Source organism: Pseudomonas sp. 2822-15 (assembly GCF_002742515.1).
Lineage (GTDB): Bacteria > Pseudomonadota > Gammaproteobacteria > Pseudomonadales > Pseudomonadaceae > Aquipseudomonas > Aquipseudomonas salomonii.
The window spans coordinates 284,106-301,509 of the sequence record NZ_LJRY01000183.1; the positions used below are offsets into that span (position 1 = coordinate 284,106).

The 17,404-nt window shown below is 62.8% G+C and carries 18 protein-coding genes; 3 read left to right on the plus strand and 15 right to left on the minus strand.

All coding sequences use genetic code 11. The annotated features are described in order from the left end of the window. Window positions 1-29 precede the first annotated feature (29 nt). Window positions 30-1,097: a uroporphyrinogen decarboxylase gene (hemE, locus tag AOA59_RS13410; RefSeq protein ID WP_034117349.1), complete on the plus strand. Its 1,068-nt coding sequence runs from the start codon at window positions 30-32 to the stop codon at window positions 1,095-1,097. A gap of 102 nt (window positions 1,098-1,199) precedes the next feature. Here hemE and AOA59_RS13415 read toward each other — a convergent pair whose 3' ends face one another. Then, the gene (locus AOA59_RS13415; protein ID WP_371919071.1) at window positions 1,200-2,426 is read right to left on the minus strand and encodes an MFS transporter; all 1,227 of its coding nucleotides are present in this window, start codon (window positions 2,424-2,426) and stop codon (window positions 1,200-1,202) included. A 172-nt stretch (window positions 2,427-2,598) separates the two neighbouring features. Between AOA59_RS13415 and AOA59_RS13420 the strand changes: the two genes are divergently transcribed. Both AOA59_RS13420 and AOA59_RS13425 read left to right on the plus strand, forming a co-directional pair. Beyond that, on the plus strand, window positions 2,599-3,492 hold the full coding sequence (locus AOA59_RS13420) for a LysR family transcriptional regulator (RefSeq protein ID WP_099487798.1): 894 nt from the start codon (window positions 2,599-2,601) through the stop codon (window positions 3,490-3,492). Window positions 3,493-3,579: 87 nt separating this feature from the next. After that, window positions 3,580-3,975 carry a type II toxin-antitoxin system PemK/MazF family toxin gene (locus AOA59_RS13425; RefSeq protein WP_099487800.1) on the plus strand — a complete coding sequence of 132 codons (396 nt, stop codon included), beginning with the start codon at window positions 3,580-3,582 and terminating at the stop codon, window positions 3,973-3,975. 204 nt (window positions 3,976-4,179) lie between these two features. Here AOA59_RS13425 and AOA59_RS13430 read toward each other — a convergent pair whose 3' ends face one another. The 14 genes from AOA59_RS13430 to AOA59_RS13495 are packed head-to-tail and all read right to left on the minus strand — an operon-like array spanning window position 4,180 to window position 17,280. Beyond that, window positions 4,180-4,599 carry a hypothetical protein gene (locus tag AOA59_RS13430; protein ID WP_099487802.1) on the minus strand — a complete coding sequence of 140 codons (420 nt, stop codon included), beginning with the start codon at window positions 4,597-4,599 and terminating at the stop codon, window positions 4,180-4,182. Between the two features lie 26 nt (window positions 4,600-4,625). After that, a complete protein-coding gene (locus AOA59_RS13435; RefSeq protein WP_069786827.1) occupies window positions 4,626-5,852 on the minus strand; it encodes a beta-ketoacyl-ACP synthase in 1,227 nt (408 codons plus the stop codon). After that, window positions 5,852-6,580, minus strand: a complete 729-nt coding sequence (gene fabG, locus AOA59_RS13440; protein ID WP_099487804.1) for a 3-oxoacyl-ACP reductase FabG — start codon at window positions 6,578-6,580, stop codon at window positions 5,852-5,854. Before fabG ends, AOA59_RS13435 begins: the two co-directional genes overlap by 1 nt. Continuing rightward, window positions 6,577-7,038 (minus strand): hotdog family protein, encoded by a 462-nt coding sequence (locus tag AOA59_RS13445; RefSeq protein ID WP_099487806.1) that lies wholly within the window; start codon window positions 7,036-7,038, stop codon window positions 6,577-6,579. The genes fabG and AOA59_RS13445 overlap by 4 nt, the downstream gene beginning before the upstream one ends. Then, window positions 7,035-8,201 (minus strand): beta-ketoacyl-[acyl-carrier-protein] synthase family protein, encoded by a 1,167-nt coding sequence (locus AOA59_RS13450; protein ID WP_099487808.1) that lies wholly within the window; start codon window positions 8,199-8,201, stop codon window positions 7,035-7,037. Before AOA59_RS13450 ends, AOA59_RS13445 begins: the two co-directional genes overlap by 4 nt. After that, window positions 8,198-8,680 (minus strand): hypothetical protein, encoded by a 483-nt coding sequence (locus AOA59_RS13455; protein ID WP_065930746.1) that lies wholly within the window; start codon window positions 8,678-8,680, stop codon window positions 8,198-8,200. Before AOA59_RS13455 ends, AOA59_RS13450 begins: the two co-directional genes overlap by 4 nt. After that, window positions 8,677-9,411: a class I SAM-dependent methyltransferase gene (locus tag AOA59_RS13460; protein ID WP_099487810.1), complete on the minus strand. Its 735-nt coding sequence runs from the start codon at window positions 9,409-9,411 to the stop codon at window positions 8,677-8,679. The genes AOA59_RS13455 and AOA59_RS13460 overlap by 4 nt, the downstream gene beginning before the upstream one ends. Continuing rightward, window positions 9,408-10,655, minus strand: coding sequence for an NAD(P)/FAD-dependent oxidoreductase (locus AOA59_RS13465; RefSeq protein WP_099487812.1), 1,248 nt, complete (start codon window positions 10,653-10,655; stop codon window positions 9,408-9,410). The genes AOA59_RS13460 and AOA59_RS13465 overlap by 4 nt, the downstream gene beginning before the upstream one ends. A gap of 33 nt (window positions 10,656-10,688) precedes the next feature. After that, on the minus strand, window positions 10,689-13,001 hold the full coding sequence (locus AOA59_RS13470) for an MMPL family transporter (RefSeq protein WP_099487814.1): 2,313 nt from the start codon (window positions 12,999-13,001) through the stop codon (window positions 10,689-10,691). Beyond that, a complete protein-coding gene (locus AOA59_RS13475) occupies window positions 12,991-13,674 on the minus strand; it encodes an outer membrane lipoprotein carrier protein LolA (protein ID WP_099487815.1) in 684 nt (227 codons plus the stop codon). Before AOA59_RS13475 ends, AOA59_RS13470 begins: the two co-directional genes overlap by 11 nt. Continuing rightward, window positions 13,671-14,096, minus strand: a complete 426-nt coding sequence (locus tag AOA59_RS13480) for a thioesterase family protein (protein ID WP_099487817.1) — start codon at window positions 14,094-14,096, stop codon at window positions 13,671-13,673. Before AOA59_RS13480 ends, AOA59_RS13475 begins: the two co-directional genes overlap by 4 nt. Then, a complete protein-coding gene (gene hutH, locus AOA59_RS13485; RefSeq protein WP_099487819.1) occupies window positions 14,089-15,630 on the minus strand; it encodes a histidine ammonia-lyase in 1,542 nt (513 codons plus the stop codon). The genes AOA59_RS13480 and hutH overlap by 8 nt, the downstream gene beginning before the upstream one ends. Beyond that, the gene (locus AOA59_RS13490) at window positions 15,614-16,549 is read right to left on the minus strand and encodes a glycosyl transferase (protein ID WP_069786804.1); all 936 of its coding nucleotides are present in this window, start codon (window positions 16,547-16,549) and stop codon (window positions 15,614-15,616) included. The genes hutH and AOA59_RS13490 overlap by 17 nt, the downstream gene beginning before the upstream one ends. Then, a complete protein-coding gene (locus AOA59_RS13495; protein ID WP_099487820.1) occupies window positions 16,546-17,280 on the minus strand; it encodes a glycosyltransferase family 2 protein in 735 nt (244 codons plus the stop codon). Before AOA59_RS13495 ends, AOA59_RS13490 begins: the two co-directional genes overlap by 4 nt. Between the last annotated feature and the right edge of the window lie 124 nt (window positions 17,281-17,404).

Here is a 17,404-nt window from a genome sequence, read left to right on the forward strand (position 1 = left end):
ATGCCCGCACTTTTTTTGCGGATGCCGACATGACTGCCCTCAAGAACGACCGTTTCCTTCGTGCCCTGCTCAAGCAACCCGTAGACGTCACGCCCGTGTGGATGATGCGTCAGGCCGGCCGCTACCTGCCGGAATACCGCGCCAGTCGCGCCAATGCCGGCGACTTCATGAGCCTGTGCATGAACCCGGAGTTCGCCTGCGAAGTCACGATGCAGCCGCTGGACCGCTACCCACAACTGGATGCGGCCATCCTCTTCTCCGACATCCTCACCATCCCTGACGCCATGGGCCAAGGCCTGTATTTCGAAACCGGCGAAGGCCCGCGTTTCAAAAAAGTCGTCAGCACCCTGGCTGATATCGAAGCCCTGCCGATCCCGGACCCGCACAAAGACCTCGGCTACGTGATGGACGCCGTGAGCACCATCCGCCGCGAGCTTAACGGCCGCGTGCCGCTGATCGGCTTCTCCGGCAGCCCGTGGACCCTGGCTACCTATATGGTCGAAGGCGGCTCGTCGAAAGACTTCCGCAAAACCAAGGCCATGCTCTACGACAACCCGCAAGCCATGCACCTGCTGCTGGACAAGCTGGCGCAGTCGGTTACCAGCTACCTCAACGGCCAGATCATGGCCGGCGCGCAAGCGGTGCAAATCTTCGACACCTGGGGCGGCAACCTGTCGTCGGCGGCGTACCAGGAGTTCTCCCTGGCCTACATGCGCAAAATCGTCAGCGGCCTGATCCGCGAACACGAAGGTCGCAAAGTGCCGGTGATCATGTTCACCAAAGGCGGCGGCCTGTGGCTGGAAAGCATTGCTGATGCGGGCGCCGATGCACTGGGCCTGGACTGGACCTGCGACCTCGGCGAAGCCCGCCGTCGCGTCGGCAACCAGGTGGCGCTGCAAGGCAACATGGACCCGACCGTGCTCTACGCCAAACCGGAAGCGATCCGCACCGAAGTCGGCCGCATCCTGGCCAGCTATGGCAAGGGCAGCGGGCACGTGTTCAACCTCGGCCATGGCATCACGCCGGAAGTGAACCCGGAGCATGCGGGCGCGTTCCTGCGTGCGGTGCATGAGCTGTCGGCGCAATACCACGAATAAAACGCAAACCAAATGTGGGAGCTGGCTTGCCTGCGATGGCGGTGGTGAATTCACTATTGCTATCGCAGGCAAGCCAGCTACCACATTAAAAGCAGGACTGCGTCAGGCCTTCACGTGCCCCAGCGGCGGCAACTTCGCCAGCTTCAGCGCCACCAGCAGCGCACCCATCAGCAACGCCACGATAAACCCGCCAATCCCGTTCCACCCGGCAAAGTGCCAGAAGAACCCGCCCGCCGTCCCCGCGACACTCGACCCTACGTAGTAGCAAAACAGGTACAGCGACGACGCCTGCCCTTTGGCCTTCACTGCCCGCCGCCCAATCCAGCTGCTGGCCACCGAATGCGCGCCGAAGAAGCCGAAGGTGAAAATCAGCATGCCCGGCACCACCAGCCACAGCGGGGAGAACAGGGTCAGCAGCATCCCCGACAGCATCAAGACGATGGTGCCCCACAGCACGCGACGGCGGCCGAGGCGGTCGGCCAGGGAGCCGATTTTCGCCGAGCTGTAGATGCCCGACAGGTACACCAGCGACAGCAGGCCGACCACGGCCTGGCTCAGCTCGTAGGGTGAAGCCAGCAGGCGATAGCCGATGTAGTTGAACATCGTCACGAACGCGCCCATCAGCAGGAAGGCTTCGAGGAACAGCCACGGCAGGCCCGCGTCCTTGAAATGCATGACAAAACCGTCCACCAGGTTGCGCGGCTTGAGGCTGCTGGCGCGGAAGTTGCGCGATTCGGGGAGGATTTTCCAGAACACCGTGGCCGCGATCAGGGCCAGCGCGCCGATGATCAGCATTGCGGTGTGCCAGCTGACAAAGTCTATCAACACGCCGATGATCAGGCGCCCGCTCATGCCGCCAATCGCGTTGCCGCCGATGTACAGGCCCATGGCCAGGCCGATGTGCTGAGGGTGGATCTCTTCGCTCAGGTAAGTCATCGCCACGGCCGCCAGGCCGCTTAGCGACAAGCCCACCAGCGCACGCATCAGCAGAATGCCTTCCCAGGTCGGCATCAAGCCGCTGACGATGGTGGCCAGCGCGGCACAGAACAATGCAGCAACCATCACCGGCTTGCGTCCCAAACGGTCGGAAATCGGCCCGGTGATCAGCAGGCCCAGCGCCAGCATCGCTGTAGCGACAGAGAGGATCAGGCTGCTTTGCGCCGCATTGATGGAGAACTCGTGGGACAGCGCCGGCATCATCGGCTGCACGCAGTACAGCAGGGCAAAGGTGGCAAACCCGCCGGAGAACAGCGCCAGCACCGTGCGCATGAACATCGGCGTGCCTTTTTCGATGTACGCGTCATTGAGCTGAGCGACCACCTCATCCAAGGCGGTGGGCGGGACTTCTTGAGCGAATGGCGCGACAGCAGATTTCACGGGGACCTCGGGGAGGAAAAGCCTGCCAGGACTGGCAATACGAAAAAGAATATAGCTGCCTAATGATTCTTTCCAATATATTGTTCGACCTGTTTAAGAGGTTTTACGACCTAATGAGGTTTGCATGGAATTGCGTCACTTGCGGTACTTCATTGCCGTCGCCGAAGAGCTGCATTTTGGCCGCGCCGCGCAGGTGCTGGGCATCTCTCAACCGCCGTTGAGCCAGCAGATCCAGGCGCTGGAACAGGAGGTAGGCGCACGCTTGTTTGAGCGCACCAATCGTCGGGTTGAGCTGAGCGAGGCCGGCCGATTGTTCCTGCACGAGGCGCGTTTGGTGTTGGCGCAGGTGGATAAAGCCGCCGATGTGGCGCGCCGCGCGCAACTGGGCGAGTTAGGCGAATTGAAGATCGGCTTCACCTCGTCGGCGCCATTCAACTCCGGCATTCCACAGGCGATCTTTGCGTTTCGTAAAGCCTTCCCGGCGGTGCACCTGAATTTGCAGGAAATGAGCAGCACCGAGGTGGCCGAGTCGCTGGTGGATGAGTCGATTCAGGTGGGCCTGATGCGCCCGCTGCCGTTGCCGGATTCTCTAAGCGTGATCGAGTTGATGCGCGAGCCTTTGGTCGCGGTATTGAACGCTGGCCATCCGTTGGTGGAAGGCAGCGAGCGCGGCCTGCACCTGGCGCAACTGGCTGAGGAGCCGTTTGTATTTTTCCCACGCACCTACGGCAGCGGCCTCTACGCTCAGTTGCTCAACCTGGCCCGCGATGCCGGTTTCAGCCCGCACTTTGCCCAGGAAGCCGGAGAAGCAATGACAATTATCGGCCTGGTGGCGGCGGGGCTGGGGGTGTCGGTGCTGCCGGCGTCTTACCAGCGCATCCGCATTGATGGCGTGGTCTATCGCACCTTGCTCGATCAGGAGGCCGTGACGGCGGTGTGGCTGGTGCAACGCAAGGGCGCGCAAACGCCGATGGCCAAGGCCTTTGTGGAGTTGCTGAAGCGCCAGGCAGTGGTGTAGGCAGCCTCACATATCAGGTAACGCAACCAGCTTAGTTATTCGCGAGAAAGTTGCGCAGAATCGCTCTTTTCAAAGCGAGTGAAATGGATGGCACTTCTTTACCAGCCCAAGGAGGGCAGCGTGTTGATTTGTGATTTCCGAGGTTATGAGGTTCCGGAGATCATCAAGATTCGACCCGTCATTGTGATACGCAAGCACCGCACCAATAAATTGCTGGTTACCGTAGTGCCCCTGAGCACAACCGCACCTCAAACGCTACTGGAGCATCACCTGCAGCTCGACAGCCATCTTCAAGGCGCACATCCCGTCTGCTGGGCGAAGTGCGACATTGTGGCGACCGTAAGCCTTGGACGACTGGATCGAATCAAAAGCAAGGACCGTCATGGCAAACGAACTTACAAAATCGCGGAGCTCACCCGTGACCAGTTTTTAGCGATAAAAGTGGCGGTGCGCAGTGCGCTGGGGCTGCGTTGGAGGGAATGAAGGGTAGGCGGCGCTTTGCCACCGATTGCAGGCGACCTGTTTTCAGGCATACTGGCCGGGTTCCCGAAAGGGGCTTGTGAGACTCTGAGGATCCTGGGTAACCAGCCATCGCAGAGCCGGGCAGGAAGCGGCGATGACAAGCCAACCTGTTTGTGAAGAGGGCGCCGAAAGGCGCCCTTTGTCGTTTCTGCAGAACACAAAGCCTCAGTTCTGTTTCAACGCCTCCACGCCATTCATGCCCGCACTCTGCAAGCCCGCCATGATGTCGCGATCCAGCATGCTCACCCAGCGATTGTAGTTGCGATGGATCTTGCCGTCCTTGTAGCCCAGGTCGCGGCTGTCGCGGTAAGTGATGGCGTAGCTGTTGCGGGTGTAGCGGATATCGATTTCGGCGTGGAATTGGTTACGCACGGTGATTTCGGCCTGCACCAGTTGCGGGCTCAGTCGTTGCACGGTCCACTCGCGTTTTTGCAGGGCCGCGACGATCACCTGTTTGATTTTCTCTTCGCTGAGCTGGGCCGTGGCCGGCAAATCGTGCTGCGTGTTAAGCACGGGTTTGCTGGTGCAACCGGCGGTGGTCAGCAGGGCCAGAGTGATCAGGGTGGCGCGTAGCAAGGAAGACATTCCGTTTTCTCCAATCAATTAAAAAATCAGGACCAGCGGCGAAAGATCAGCGAAGTGTTGACGCCGCCGAAGGCAAAATTGTTGTTCATCACATAGTCGTTGTGCATCTCGCGAAACCCGCCTTGCAGGTAATCCAGGTCGCCGCATTGCGGGTCGACAGCATCCAGATTGAAGGTGTGTACGTACTGGTCGCGGTTCATCATTTCGATGCTGAACCACGACTCCAGCGCGCCGCACGCGCCCAAGGTGTGGCCCAGAAAGCTCTTCTGCGAACTGATCGGCATGCGGCTGCCGAACAGGCTGCTGGTGGCCAGCGTTTCGGCGATGTCGCCCTGGTCGGTGGCGGTGCCGTGGCCGTTGACGTAGCCGATGGCGGATGGCTCAAGCCCGGCATCTTCCAGTGCCAGCTCCATGGCGCGGCGCATGGTTTTCTGCTCCGGGCGCGTGGTGTGCTGGCCGTCGGCGTTGCTGCCAAAACCCACCAGTTCGGCGTGGATATGCGCACCGCGTGCCAGGGCGTGTTCCAGTTCTTCGAGCACCAGCATGCCGCCGCCTTCGCCGATCACCAGGCCGTCGCGGCCGCTGTCGTAAGGGCGTGGGCTGGTCTGTGGCGCGTCGTTTTTCAGGCTGGTGGCGTACAGCGCGTCGAACACCATGGCTTCGGTGGGGCACAGCTCTTCGGCGCCGCCGGCAAGCATCAACGGCAAGCGGCCGAACTTGATCGCCTCGTAGGCGTAACCAATGCCCTGGCTGCCGCTGGTGCAGGCGCTGGAGGTGGGGATCAGCCGCCCGGTGAGGCCAAAGAAGATGCTGATATTTGCCGCCGTGGTGTGCGGCATCATGCGCACATAGGAGTTGGCATTCAGCCCCTCGGCCACCGAGTTCAGCAGCATATTGCCGAACGCCTTGATCTCATCGGTGCTGCCGGTAGATGAGCCACAGGCCACGCCCATGCGCCCGTCCTTGATCGATTCATCGCCGAGCAACCCGGCATCCTGCAACGCCTGTTCCGCCGCCCATACCGCCAGGCGTGAGACGCGGCCCATGCTGCGCAGTTGCTTGCGCGTCCAGTGCGCAGGCACGACGAAATCGTCGATCGGCCCGGCCAGACGCGTGTTCAATTCAGTAAAACGGTCCCACTCATCCATGCGCCGGATGCCGCTGCGGTTGGCGCGAAAGTTGGCGGCGATGGTATCCCAATCGCTGCCCAGGGAGGTCATGCCGGCCATGCCGGTGACGACGACGCGCTTCATCAGCACAAGCCCCCATTCACGGCCAGCACTTGGCGCGTGATATAGCCGGCCTCGGCCGACATCAGGAAGTTCACCGCGCCGGCGACCTCTTCCGGGGTGCCCATGCGCTGCGCCGGGATCATCTTCATCAGTTCTTCGACCGGCACGTTTTCATCCAGCATCGCCGTGTCGATCAAGCCTGGGGCCACGCAGTTGACGGTGATCTTGCGCTTGCCCAGTTCAATCGCCAGCGCCTTGGCTGCGCCGATCAACCCGGCTTTGGAGGCACTGTAGTTGACCTGGCCACGGTTGCCGATCAAGCCGGAAACCGAGGTGATGCACACAATGCGTCCGGCCGCGCGACGACGAATCATCGGCATCATCACCGGGTGCAGCACGTTGTAGAAACCATCCAGGTTGGTGCGCATCACCACATCCCAATCGTCTTCCGAGAGGGCCGGGAAAGCGCCGTCGCGGGTCAGGCCGGCGTTGAGCACCACGCCGTAATAGGCGCCATATTGCTCCACGTCGGCCTCAAGGATCTTCTTGCAGCTGGCGCGATCCGCCACATCGAATTGCAGCACCCGCGCCTTGCGGCCCAATGCCTCGACCTCGACTTTTACCGCGTCCGCTTCAGCGCGGCCACTGCGGCAATGCAGCACGATGTCATGCCCGGCCTGGGCCAGGCGCAGGGCAATGGCGCGGCCGATGCCACGGCTGGAGCCGGTGACCAGTACGGATTCAGTCATGGCGTTGCGTCCTTCGATTCATCTAAATAATTGGCCGCCTGGGGCGGTCGAAATACGTTCAAACGTGCGCTGGCCTGGATACCGTCACCGGTCAGGTGGCATTCGAACACACCCATGCCGTTGTCGTCTTCCAGCGAGCGCAGGCCGTGGATGCGCAGCTCGGCGCCGGCCGGGAAGTGTTCCACGTTGCATTCGAATTTGCGCGTGCCGAGCAGGAAACCCAGTTCCACTGCCTCGCCGTTCCGGCGCGCGCGGCAGCCGGCATAGGCGGCGACGCTCTGCGCCATCAGCTCGATGCCGACCCAGGCGGGCAGGCTGCCGTCCGGCCGGTTGAACAGGCCGCCGGGCTTGACGGTGGCGCGGGTGTGAACCTGCTCTTCATCGAACGACAGCACCTGGTCGATCAGGATCATGTCGCCCGCGTGGGGCAGCAGCTCGGCGAGTGGCCAATCGATCATGGGGCCTCCGCGATTATCAGGCTGACGTTATTGCCGCCGAAGGCAAACGAGTTGCTCATCAGGCAGCGTTTTTTCAAGGTGTCGCCGGTCTGTGCCCACTGCAACGCGGGCAGCGCCGGGTCGGCTTGGCCGTCCCACACATGCGGCGGTACACGGTCATGGATCAGGCTCAACCAGCAGAACGCCGCTTCCAGCGCGCCTGCGGCACCGAGGGTGTGGCCGCTCATGGGCTTGGTCGACGAACAGGCTACGCCTTGAGGAAACAGGCTGGCGACGGCCAGGCTTTCCATGGCGTCGTTGTGTTGGGTCGCGGTGCCGTGCAGGTTCAGGTAACCGATGTGTTCCGGTTCAAGTTTGGCACTGGCCAAGGCCTTGCGCATTGACTGCAACGCACCTTTGCCGGTGGGCTCTGGCGCGGAGATATGGTGCGCATCACAACTGGCGCCGCTGCCGAGCAAGGCAATCGGCGCAGGTGTTTTGGTCATCAGAAACAGCACCGCCGCTTCGCCGATATTGATGCCGTTGCGGTTCACCGAAAACGGATTGCAACGCTCGCTGGAGACCGCTTCCAGCGCGGTAAAGCCGTTCAGCGTCAGCTTGCACAGGCTGTCGACGCCACCGCAGATCACTGCATCACACACACCCAGGTCGAGCAGGCGCTGGGCGCTCATCAACGCACGGGCGCTGGAAGTGCAAGCAGTAGAAATCACATAGGCCGGGCCGCTGACCTGCAACCAGTCGGCGAGAAAATTCGCCGGTGCGCTGAGTTCCTGTTGCTGGTAGTCATAGTCGCCCGGAAACTGCTGCCCACGCAGGTAATGCGCGATGCCGCGACTGGCTTCATCGATGCCCGAGGTGCTGGTGCCCAGCACAATGCCGACCCGCGAGGCGCCGTAGGTGTGGATCGCCCGGCGCAGCTCGCTTTCAATCTGCACGGCCGCTTCCAGCAGCAATTGGTTATTGCGGCTGCTCTGCGGGCGTAGCTCAGCCGGGATTGCCACCAGCTCACTGCGTACACCGCCTACCGGCAGCACGCGCTCTGGCACCCAACCGCTTTCGGCGCGCATGCCGGAGCAATCGCCGGCAAACAGGTTGCGGCTGACCTCAGCCTGGCCCCGCCCCAGGGCGCAGATCACGCCCAGGGCATTCAGGTAAGCCGTCATCGCGCCGCCCCCAGTGGGGTGATGCGGTAGCTCAACGGCTGGTCGGCCATGTTCACGCTGAACACCTCGGAGGACTGATAGACAATCTGCCAATGCCCTGGCAGCGTGCGCGTCAGGTCCATGGCCTGGGCACGCGGGTACAGCGTGGGCACGTCATCGGCCGAGGTCAGCGCAAACAACAGCGCCGCAAACAGCTCACGCGCCTGCGGATTGGGCGGCAGCAAGCCGTCGGCTTGCCACTGGCCATTGATCAGCTTTTGCCGGGCCTGGGGAATGCCCAACGGGTCCATCATCGACCAACGAATGGCCGTGCCTTCGCGCTGGATCACCAGCAGCCAATCCTGGGTTTGACCGTCGGCGCGGCGCTGCACGTGCAATTGCATGGGCAAGGCCAGGGCCGGGGTTTTTTCGGGCAGTGGCGGCTGGCTGACGCAGGCGCTCAACAGCAACAGGCAACCCATCAACAGCATACGAATCATGTTTCGGCGCTCGCTAAAGGTTTGCGCGCCACGCAGTTGACCAGGGTTTCTTCGCGCTGGCCAACCGGCGGTGGGCTGCGCAGGCCCCAGCGCTCCAGCAGGCCGAAATCGCTGGAGCGGCTCCACCACAAATACGGGTACGAAACGTTCTGCGGGCCGAACTCAAAACCCTGCTCGCACAGCATCTCCAGGTATTCTTCAGCGCTTTTCTGCACATGCATCGGGTGGCGGAACAGCCAGCGAATCACCCAAGTGTCGATATAGGCTTCGGTGGATTCGGCAAACAGCAGATAGCCGCCCGGCTTGAGTACGCGATAGAACTCTTTCAAGGCGCGATGCTGTTCCACCAGATGGTGAAAGGTCTGGTGGCAGAACACGATGTCGACGCTTGCGTCCGGCACCTGCAGTGTGGCGCAGTCGCTGCCGATCAGCTCGATGGCCAAGCCTTGGCGCTTGGCTTCTGCCTGGCTCAGCTCCAGGCTGTGCGGGTCGGCATCCAGGCCGATCAGGCGCTGTGGCGCGAACACCTGCTGCAAATACTGGAACGATTTGCCCTGGCCGCAACCGGCGTCCAGCAGCACCGGCGCCACGGGCAGCGGGTCGGTGAACAGGCCGCGCAGGTCGTTGATCGCCACGCGCAATACATGGTGCTGCCAAGTGTGGCTGCGCAGGAACCAGAAGCCGAATTTGGTTTCTTCGACGTAGTTTTTACTCAGGTATTGGCTACTCATACTGGCTCACCCGCACAAATTTCCGACAACATCCGCAGCCGCCGTTTGGGCTCGCTGACAAACGGGTTGCGCTCATCCCAGGCGTAACCGGCGAGGATCGAACTGATCATCCGGCGAATCTCCGGCGAGCTGCCTGGGTGAAAAATCACGTCCTGGAAGGTGCCTGCATACCAGCCTTCGACATAGCAACGGAAGGTGTCGACCCCGCGTTTGAGCGGCTCGGCGAACTCGGTTTGCCAGTCGACGGTTTCGCCCTTGAGTTGGCGATGTAACAGCGCTGCGGCCATGCTCGCCGAACGCATGGCGATGGTCACGCCGGAAGAGAACACCGGGTCGAGAAATTCCGCCGCATTGCCCAGCAGCGCAAAGCCCGGACCGTGCAGGGTTTTGACGTTGGCCGAATAGCCGGCGAGGGTACGCGCGGGCGTATCCCACACGGCGTTTTGCAGCACGCCCGCCAGGCTTGGCGTCTCAGCGATGAAACCGCGCAGGCAGGCGTCGAGGTCGCTGTCGCGGCCGTCGAAATGTTCTTTTGCCGCCACCACGCCTACCGAGCAGCGGCCATGGCTGAACGGGATGGTCCAGAACCAGATATCGCGTTGGGTCGGGTGAGTGGTGACGAGGATTTTGCTGCGATCAAAACCTGGGTGTGTGATGTGATCTTCAACGTGGGTAAACACCGCCTGGCGCACCGGGAAATTCGACGGTGCTTCCAGGTCCAGCAGGCGCGACAGCACGCGGCCGTAGCCGCTGGCATCGAGCACGAACTTGGCCTTGAGGTGATACTCGCTGCCATTCTGGCGACGCACGTGCAGGTAGCGGCTTTCACCGGCGAAATCCACACCGACGATGCTTTCGCCATAGCGAATCTCTACGCCTTGCAGCGCCGCTTGATCAGCCAGCAACTTGTCGAACTCGCCGCGCTGCACCTGGAAGGTGGTGGGCTTGCCGTTGCTGAAGGTGTCACCGAAATCAAACGCACTGTAGCGCTCGCCCCAGGCGAACGCCGCGCCGGTTTTTACCTGGAAACCCGCAGCCTGCACGGCGTCGAGCATGCCGGCCTCTTCGATAAAGTCGATGCAGTGCGACAGCAGGCTTTCGCCAATCGAGAAACGCGGGAAATGCTCGCGCTCGATAATCAATACATCATGCCCGTTGCGCTTTAACAGCGCGGCGGCGATGGCGCCGGATGGCCCGGCACCGATCACCACCACCTGGCGACGTTCCATTTCAACTGTGGGCACGAGGGCTCCTTGCCACTTTGGCGATTAACACATTCATAAGGCGTGCTTCTGATGCCCGGCCCAAGGCGCCAGCATAAAGCTGAACGCCAGGCCGAGGCTGACCGACAGGCCGAAATTGCTCACTGCGGGTGTACTCGACACCGCCAGCAGGCCAAACGACAACCAGGTCGTCAGCGCCGCCAGCAGCGTACCTAAAAGACTCACGGCCGCGCCGCCGATCTGCTCGCGCATCAAGATCGCATAGTCGACGCTGATGGCGGTGACCAACAGCAGGCCGAACAGACTGAACAAGGTCAGCGGCTGGCCCAGCCAACCGAGGCTCGCGAGGCTGCACAAGGCCGCGAGCAACGGCAGGGCGACGATGCGCAACGCACCGCCAAAGCCGAACGGCATGATCAATAACAGCACGATCAGCACACACGACATCAACTTCAATTCAGCGGCGCTGATCTGCGTGTCGGCAAACACCCGGTTCAAGTCACCCAGCCGGTCGACCAGCTGCACGCCGGGTAAATCCAGCGCTTGCACGCGCAACAGCGCCGGGTTGTTCAGGCCTTGCAGGCTGACCATCGCCGCCACCCCGCCGTCCACCGGCCCCAGCCACAAGGTGCGCCATGGCTCAGCCAATGGGCCGATCAGTGCGGCATCGATGTCTTCGGTGGGCAGCGCTTGCAGTTGCGTGACTTCGGCTTGCAGCGCGCTGGCCGGCACGCCCAAGTCCAGCAGCGGCTGCCAGTGCTGTGCGAGGTTGTTCAGCGCATCACGCAGTTGTTGCTGCTCAGCCGGCAGGCTCACCAGTTGGTTGAGCGCCAGGTAGCCTTGCAGCTTGCCCATGTTCACCAACTGATCCAGGCGTTCGCCCAGGGCGGCCTGGCGTTCCAGCAACTGCTGCTGGTTGTCGGCGCGCACCAGGAAAAACTGGCTGGTGGGCTGGAACCCGGTGATACGCGCCACGGCCTGCGCCTCTTGCAGCAATTGCGGCGGGGCGCCGATCCACTGGCGGATATCGTTTTTACTGTTCAAGTGCCACAGGCCGCCTGCGCAAAACAACAGCAGCAGCGCCAGCAACACCGGGCTTGGCACGCGCTTGAGCAACGCGGCGCGCAATAGCCACAGGCATTCGGCGATGCGCAGCGGCCATTGCGCCGGGCGCAGTTCCACGCCCTTGAGCAGCGCGGGCAGCAGGCACACGGCCGACAGGTAAGCACCGACCAGGCCGGCGGCGGAGAACACCGCGATTTGCGTCAGCGCCGGGAACGGCGTCCAGGCCAGCGCCAGGTAGCCGATGCAACTGGTCGCCAGGCTCAGGCTCAGCCCCGGCAAGGTCAGGCGCAATGCCGGCCAGCTGCGCCAGGGTTGCAGGCTCCAGCTTTTGGACAGGTAATGCAGCGGGTAATCCACCGCCACGCCGATCAGGCTGGAGCCCAGCACCAGGGTCATCACATGCATATGGCCGAACAGCGCCACACAGGCCACCGCGCCGAACAGCATGCCCACCAGCACCGGCACAAACGCCAGCAGCACGCGCCAGCGCCGAAACGCCAGCAACAGCAACAACAGGATGCCCAGCGTGGCGCCGCCACCCACCCAGGTGATTTCCCGCGTGGCTTGTTGCTGCCCGTTGGCGGCGTAAAGCAGGCCGCTGGCAGCGAGTAATTGCGCGCCTTGCTCGCGGGCCTGTTCGCGACCGGCCTGGAGCAGATCCGCCACTTGCAGCGGCAGTTTCATGTCAAAGGCATTGCCGGTGGTGCGCGCACGCAGCAGCACCCAGCTTTTGCCGTCGGCATCGGCAATCAGGGCGCCGCTGCCGATATCCAGCTGCACCGAACCGTGCTGCGGCTGGCTGTTCTGGATGCGCCCGGTAAGGCCCAGCCAGTCGTCCTGGCTCGGCACCAGGCTGAACCCGGTAAACGGGTCGAACAGCGCTTGCACGCGCTGCTGAATGAACGCGTCTGGGTGCTCGATCAGTTGTTCGCGGTCCTTGGCTGAGAGCATTGCCAGCCGACCGCGCAGCAATTGTTCACGCAGGGCGGGCAAGTCGGCTTGCAGGTTCCACTGCACTTTTTCAAACAGGCCGCTGGCCTGCCAGCGTTCGCCCATTTGCTGCGCCACTGCTACGGCTTTTTGCCGATCGGCATGCCCCACCAACACCAGCATTTCGCGGTTCAGCGGTTCCTGCATACGCTGTTCGGCCTTGAGTTCCAGCGCATCCGGCGTGCTGCCCGGCACCAGTTCCATCAGGTTGGCCGACAATGGCGCGCCATGGCGCCACTGCCAGCCGGCCAGCGCCAACACCGCCACCAGCAGGATCAGGAACAGGCGTGGCAGCCAGCGCTCACTGGGCAAAGTCGTGTTGCTCCGATTCGCTCAACGGTTGGCCGGCAGTGCTGTCCTGCATGCGCAGCACGGTGCTGTCGCCCTGGGTTTCGAGCAGTTCGATTGTTTGCACCAGCTCGCCGCCGTCGATATTGATCTGGGTGAATACCTGCTTGAGCAGCAGCGAACGTGGGACCAGCGTCAGCTTCCACTGTTGGGCTTCGCCTTGCAGCTGCAGCTCGAAATCGCGCTGTAAGCCACTGCTGTCGCCTTGGAGTACGGCAAGGAACAGGCGATTCTGCTCGGCACCGGCGCTCTTGTTCGGCAGCAATTGCCAGCCGTTGGCGTCACGCCGAGCGATGCCTTGGGCGCTGATGCGGTAGTCCTGTTGCAGCGGGGTTTTGAGCAGCCACAGCAGGCCGTGGTCTTTGGCGAGTACGAACGTGCCTTTGCTGACCAAGGGCTGGGGCAGGGCGCGCAGGTGTTTTTCCTGGGTGAAGTTGCCGTGGATGACGGCGGGTTTGGCCAGTTGGTCGCTGAGCTGCTGCAAGTCGAAAGCGTGAGCACTGAAACTCAGTAGCAACCCGATCAATGTGGGAGCGGGCTTGCCCGCGATGAACCTGAGGGCGCCGCGCAGTATCAGGCGAAGCGCGTTATCGTTGACGACCTTCGCGGGCAAGCCCGCTCCCACAGGGGATCTCATTTCAGGGCTCTCTCTACGGCGTTGGTGAAGACTGCTGGGGAGGCCAGTTGCATCTCGCGGCTGGCGATTTCTACCGCCACTTGCACGGTGCTGGCGCGGGTCAGGCGTTCGCCGCTGGCGAGGTCGGTAATCAGGTAATTCACCTTCAAACGGTTCTCCCATTCCACCAAACTGGCGCGCACGTTGAGGGTCTGGCCGAACACCGCGCCGCGCACATAGCGCAGCTGCATGTCGATCACCGGCCAGGCGTAGCCGGATTCGAGCATCGCCGTGTAGTTGTGGCCGAGCTTGTCCAGCAACGCGCAGCGCGCCACTTCCAGGTACTTCACGTAATGCCCGTGCCACACCACGTTCATGGTGTCGACATCAAAAAACGGCACGAGTATTTGCGTGTCGCAATGCAAAACGCCCTGGCTACGCATGCAGCCTCCAGTGTTGCTCGGCGATACGTTTGAGGCACAGGCGCAGTTCGCCTTCCAGGGCGCGGTCTTCGATCACCGGCGGGAAGTCTTTGGCCAGCTCGATATGCATGGCCGCCAAGGCCGGTGGCAGTGGGCGTGCGTCTTCAGCCTGGGCGCGCAGCCACACGCCCTGGTTGGCGGCGAGCAACGTGGCGGCGGCGACTTGTTCGGTCAGCTCCAGCACGCGGATTGCGTCGCGGGCGGCGATGGTGCCCATGCTCACCTTGTCCTGGTTGTGGCACTCGGTGGAGCGCGAGAACACGCTGGCCGGCATGGTGTTTTTCAACGCTTCGGCGGTCCAGGCGCTGGTGCCGATCTGCACGGCCTTGAAGCCGTGGTTGATCATCGCGCGGTCTGCCGGCGCGCCGGACAGGTTGCTCGGCAGGCCATGGTTGTAACGCACGTCTACCAGCAGCGCGAGCTGGCGGTCGAGCAGGTCGGCGACGTTGGCCACCAGGGTCTTGAGGCTGTCCATGGCAAAAGCGATATGCCCGCCGTAGAAGTGCCCGCCGTGCAGCACGCGTTCTGCTTCGGCGTCGATGATCGGGTTGTCGTTGGCGCTGTTCAGTTCGATTTCGATAAATGAGCGCAGCCAGTTCAAGCTGTCGGCCAACACGCCCAGCACATGCGGTGCGCAGCGCAGCGAATAGCGATCCTGCAAGCGGTGCAGCGGCGCGGTCGGCGCATCGATCGCCAGGTCCTTGCGCAGCCACGCAGCCACTTGCATCTGCCCCGGATGCTGCTTGGCGGCGAACAGGCGCTCGTCGAAGTGTTCCGGGTTGCCTTGCAGCGCCACCACGTTCAACGCGGTGATGCGCGTGGCCAGTTGCAGCAGGTAGTCGGCACGGGCGAAGGCCAGGCAGGCAAGGCCGGTCATCACGGCGGTGCCGTTCATCAAGGCCAGGGCTTCCTTGGGGCGCAGCACCAGCGGTTCCCAGCCGAGTTCACGGTGCACATCGGCAGCCTGGCGACGTTCGCCACGGAACAGCACTTCGCGCTCACCGGACAGGGTCGCAGCCACATAGGACAGCGGCGTCAGATCGCCGCTGGCGCCCACCGAACCTTCTTCCGGGATCAGCGGCAGCACGTCGTGTTCGAGGAAGGCATGCAGGCGCTCCAGCAACTCCACACGCACACCGGATACGCCATGGCACAGCGACTGCAAGCGTGCGGCGAGCACAGCGCGGGTGGCTTGGGCGTCGAGCAACTTGCCCAGGCCGCAACCGTGGAAGGTGTAGAGGTGGCGCGGCAACGCTTCGACGTGCTGCAACGGCACCGCCACCACGCAGGAGTCGCCGTAGCCGGTGGTCACGCCGTAGATCACGCCTTCCTTGTCCAGCAGCGAGTCGAGGAACTGCGCGCCCTTGGCGATGCGCTGGCGATAAGCGGCGTCAGCCTGCAGTTGCGTGGGCGCCTGGCGGTTGGCCAGGGCCAGCACGTCTTCGATTGGCAGGTGGCGTTCGCCAAAAATTACCGGTTCAAGATGCGGGGTCATCGGTCTTCCAGAAAGGGTAAAAGTTGAACCATTGTTGGGGCGCCTCCAGGCAAAACTGGCCCAGGCGTGCGGCGTAGCGGGCGGTCCACAGGGCAATGACCTGCTCGCGGGTGCTGCGCTTCCATTCGATCAAGGCGGCGAACGGCTCGATGGTCAGGCGATAGCGGCCATTGTGCTTGAGGCACATCAGCAGGTTGACCGGGCATTTGAGCAGGCCGGCCAGCAGCCACGGGCCTTGAGGGAAGGCGGCGGCATGCCCAAGGAAATCCACGCGCACCTTGCGCCCGCCGTGCAGCGGCACGCGGTCACCGGCAATCGCCAGCCACTCGCCCTCGTCCAGGCGCTGGCTGAGCAGCAGCATGGTCGCCGGGTCCAGCTCGCTGACCTGAATCAGGCGCAAATGCGTGGCCCCGGCCTCGCCCAGCAGGCGGTTGAATTGTTCGGCGTGCTTGGTGTGCACCAGCACGTTCATGGTGACTTGCTCGCCAATCTCTGCGAGTGCGCGGCACACCTCAAGGTTGCCCAAGTGCGCGCCCACCAGCATCTGGCCGCGCTCGCCGCGCAGTTGCCCGCGCAATTGCGCCGGGTCGTTGATTTCGATCTGTTCGATGCGCAGCTTGCCGTTCCACACGTCGAGCTTGTCGAGCAGGGAGTCAGCGAAGGCCATGAACTGCGCGAACACGCTTTTATGGCTGGGCCGCAACGCGTCGCGCCCGCTCCAGTCGGCCAGGCGCTGCTGGTATTCCCAGGCGCTTTGCCGCGCTGTGCGGCCGAACAGGAAAAAGTACAACACAATACCGTACAGCACCGGGCTCAACAGGCGACGGCCCAGCACTTTGGCCGCGAACGCGGTGAGTTTCATCAGCCAGAAGCTGCCGCGTTCTTCACGGTCGGCCCAGTGTTTGGTGCTGTCACTCATGCCTGCCACCGTCGCCACACAATCATCGGCGCGCGCACCAGCATGCCGAAGAACAGCCGGGTGTGCATGGCACTGATGCGCACGTTGTCGCGGAACAGGCGGAAGTGTGACACGCCGTCGGTGGGGTAATGCACCTGGGTCGGCAGCCAGCGCATCGGCTGGTTGCGCCAGGCCAGGCGCACCAGGATGTCTGAGTCGAAATCCATGCGCGTGCCGATGTACGCCGAATTCATCAACGCCAGGGTGGGCGCCAGCGGGTACACGCGAAAACCGCACATCGAGTCGCGAATCTGCAGTGACAGGGTGTTGATCCACACCCACACGTGGGTCAGGTAACGCGCGTAGAGGCGGCCTTTGGGCACGCTGTCGTCGTATTCGGGGTAGCCGCAGATCACCGCGTTTGGGTGCGTGCGCGAGGCGTCGAGGAAACTGTCGACTTCACGCAGGTCGTGCTGGCCGTCGGCGTCTACCTGCAGGGCGTGGGTAAAGCCCAGGCGCGCGGCTTCGCGAAAACCGGCCATGACCGCGCCGCCTTTGCCTTGGTTGTTTGGCAGGGTCAGCAAGATGACGTGATCGAGCGTTGCCAGGTGCGCCAATACCGCCGCGCACGCCGGGCTGCTGCCATCATCGACCAGCAGGCACGGCAGGCCGCTGTTCAACAGGCTGTGCACCACGGCGGGTACGGCGGTTTCGTGGTTGTAGACCGGGATGAGGGCGCAGGGGTTATGCATGGGCGGGGTCTCCTGAGAGACCGAGTTGCCTGCATCGCAGGCAAGCCAGCTCCCACCTTTGAATGTGCTCACATGTCAAAATGTGGGAGCAGGCTTGCCCGCGATTGAGCGCGCAGCGCTCATT

Bases quoted from the DNA above. Each gene is read 5' to 3' on its own strand.
- AOA59_RS13430 (WP_099487802.1), bottom strand. From the start codon at position 4,599: ATGTCTTCCTTGCTACGCGCCACCCTGATCACTCTGGCCCTGCTGACC.
- fabG (WP_099487804.1), bottom strand. From the start codon at position 6,580: ATGACTGAATCCGTACTGGTCACCGGCTCCAGCCGTGGCATCGGCCGC.
- AOA59_RS13450 (WP_099487808.1), bottom strand. From the start codon at position 8,201: ATGACGGCTTACCTGAATGCCCTGGGCGTGATCTGCGCCCTGGGGCGG.
- AOA59_RS13490 (WP_069786804.1), bottom strand. From the start codon at position 16,549: ATGAGTGACAGCACCAAACACTGGGCCGACCGTGAAGAACGCGGCAGC.
- AOA59_RS13425 (WP_099487800.1), top strand. From the start codon at position 3,580: ATGGCACTTCTTTACCAGCCCAAGGAGGGCAGCGTGTTGATTTGTGAT.
- hemE (WP_034117349.1), top strand. From the start codon at position 30: ATGACTGCCCTCAAGAACGACCGTTTCCTTCGTGCCCTGCTCAAGCAA.
- AOA59_RS13445 (WP_099487806.1), bottom strand. From the start codon at position 7,038: ATGATCGATTGGCCACTCGCCGAGCTGCTGCCCCACGCGGGCGACATG.
- AOA59_RS13455 (WP_065930746.1), bottom strand. From the start codon at position 8,680: ATGATTCGTATGCTGTTGATGGGTTGCCTGTTGCTGTTGAGCGCCTGC.
- AOA59_RS13495 (WP_099487820.1), bottom strand. From the start codon at position 17,280: ATGCATAACCCCTGCGCCCTCATCCCGGTCTACAACCACGAAACCGCC.
- AOA59_RS13435 (WP_069786827.1), bottom strand. From the start codon at position 5,852: ATGAAGCGCGTCGTCGTCACCGGCATGGCCGGCATGACCTCCCTGGGC.
- AOA59_RS13475 (WP_099487815.1), bottom strand. From the start codon at position 13,674: ATGAGATCCCCTGTGGGAGCGGGCTTGCCCGCGAAGGTCGTCAACGAT.
- AOA59_RS13420 (WP_099487798.1), top strand. From the start codon at position 2,599: ATGGAATTGCGTCACTTGCGGTACTTCATTGCCGTCGCCGAAGAGCTG.
- AOA59_RS13480 (WP_099487817.1), bottom strand. From the start codon at position 14,096: ATGCGTAGCCAGGGCGTTTTGCATTGCGACACGCAAATACTCGTGCCG.
- AOA59_RS13460 (WP_099487810.1), bottom strand. From the start codon at position 9,411: ATGAGTAGCCAATACCTGAGTAAAAACTACGTCGAAGAAACCAAATTC.
- hutH (WP_099487819.1), bottom strand. From the start codon at position 15,630: ATGACCCCGCATCTTGAACCGGTAATTTTTGGCGAACGCCACCTGCCA.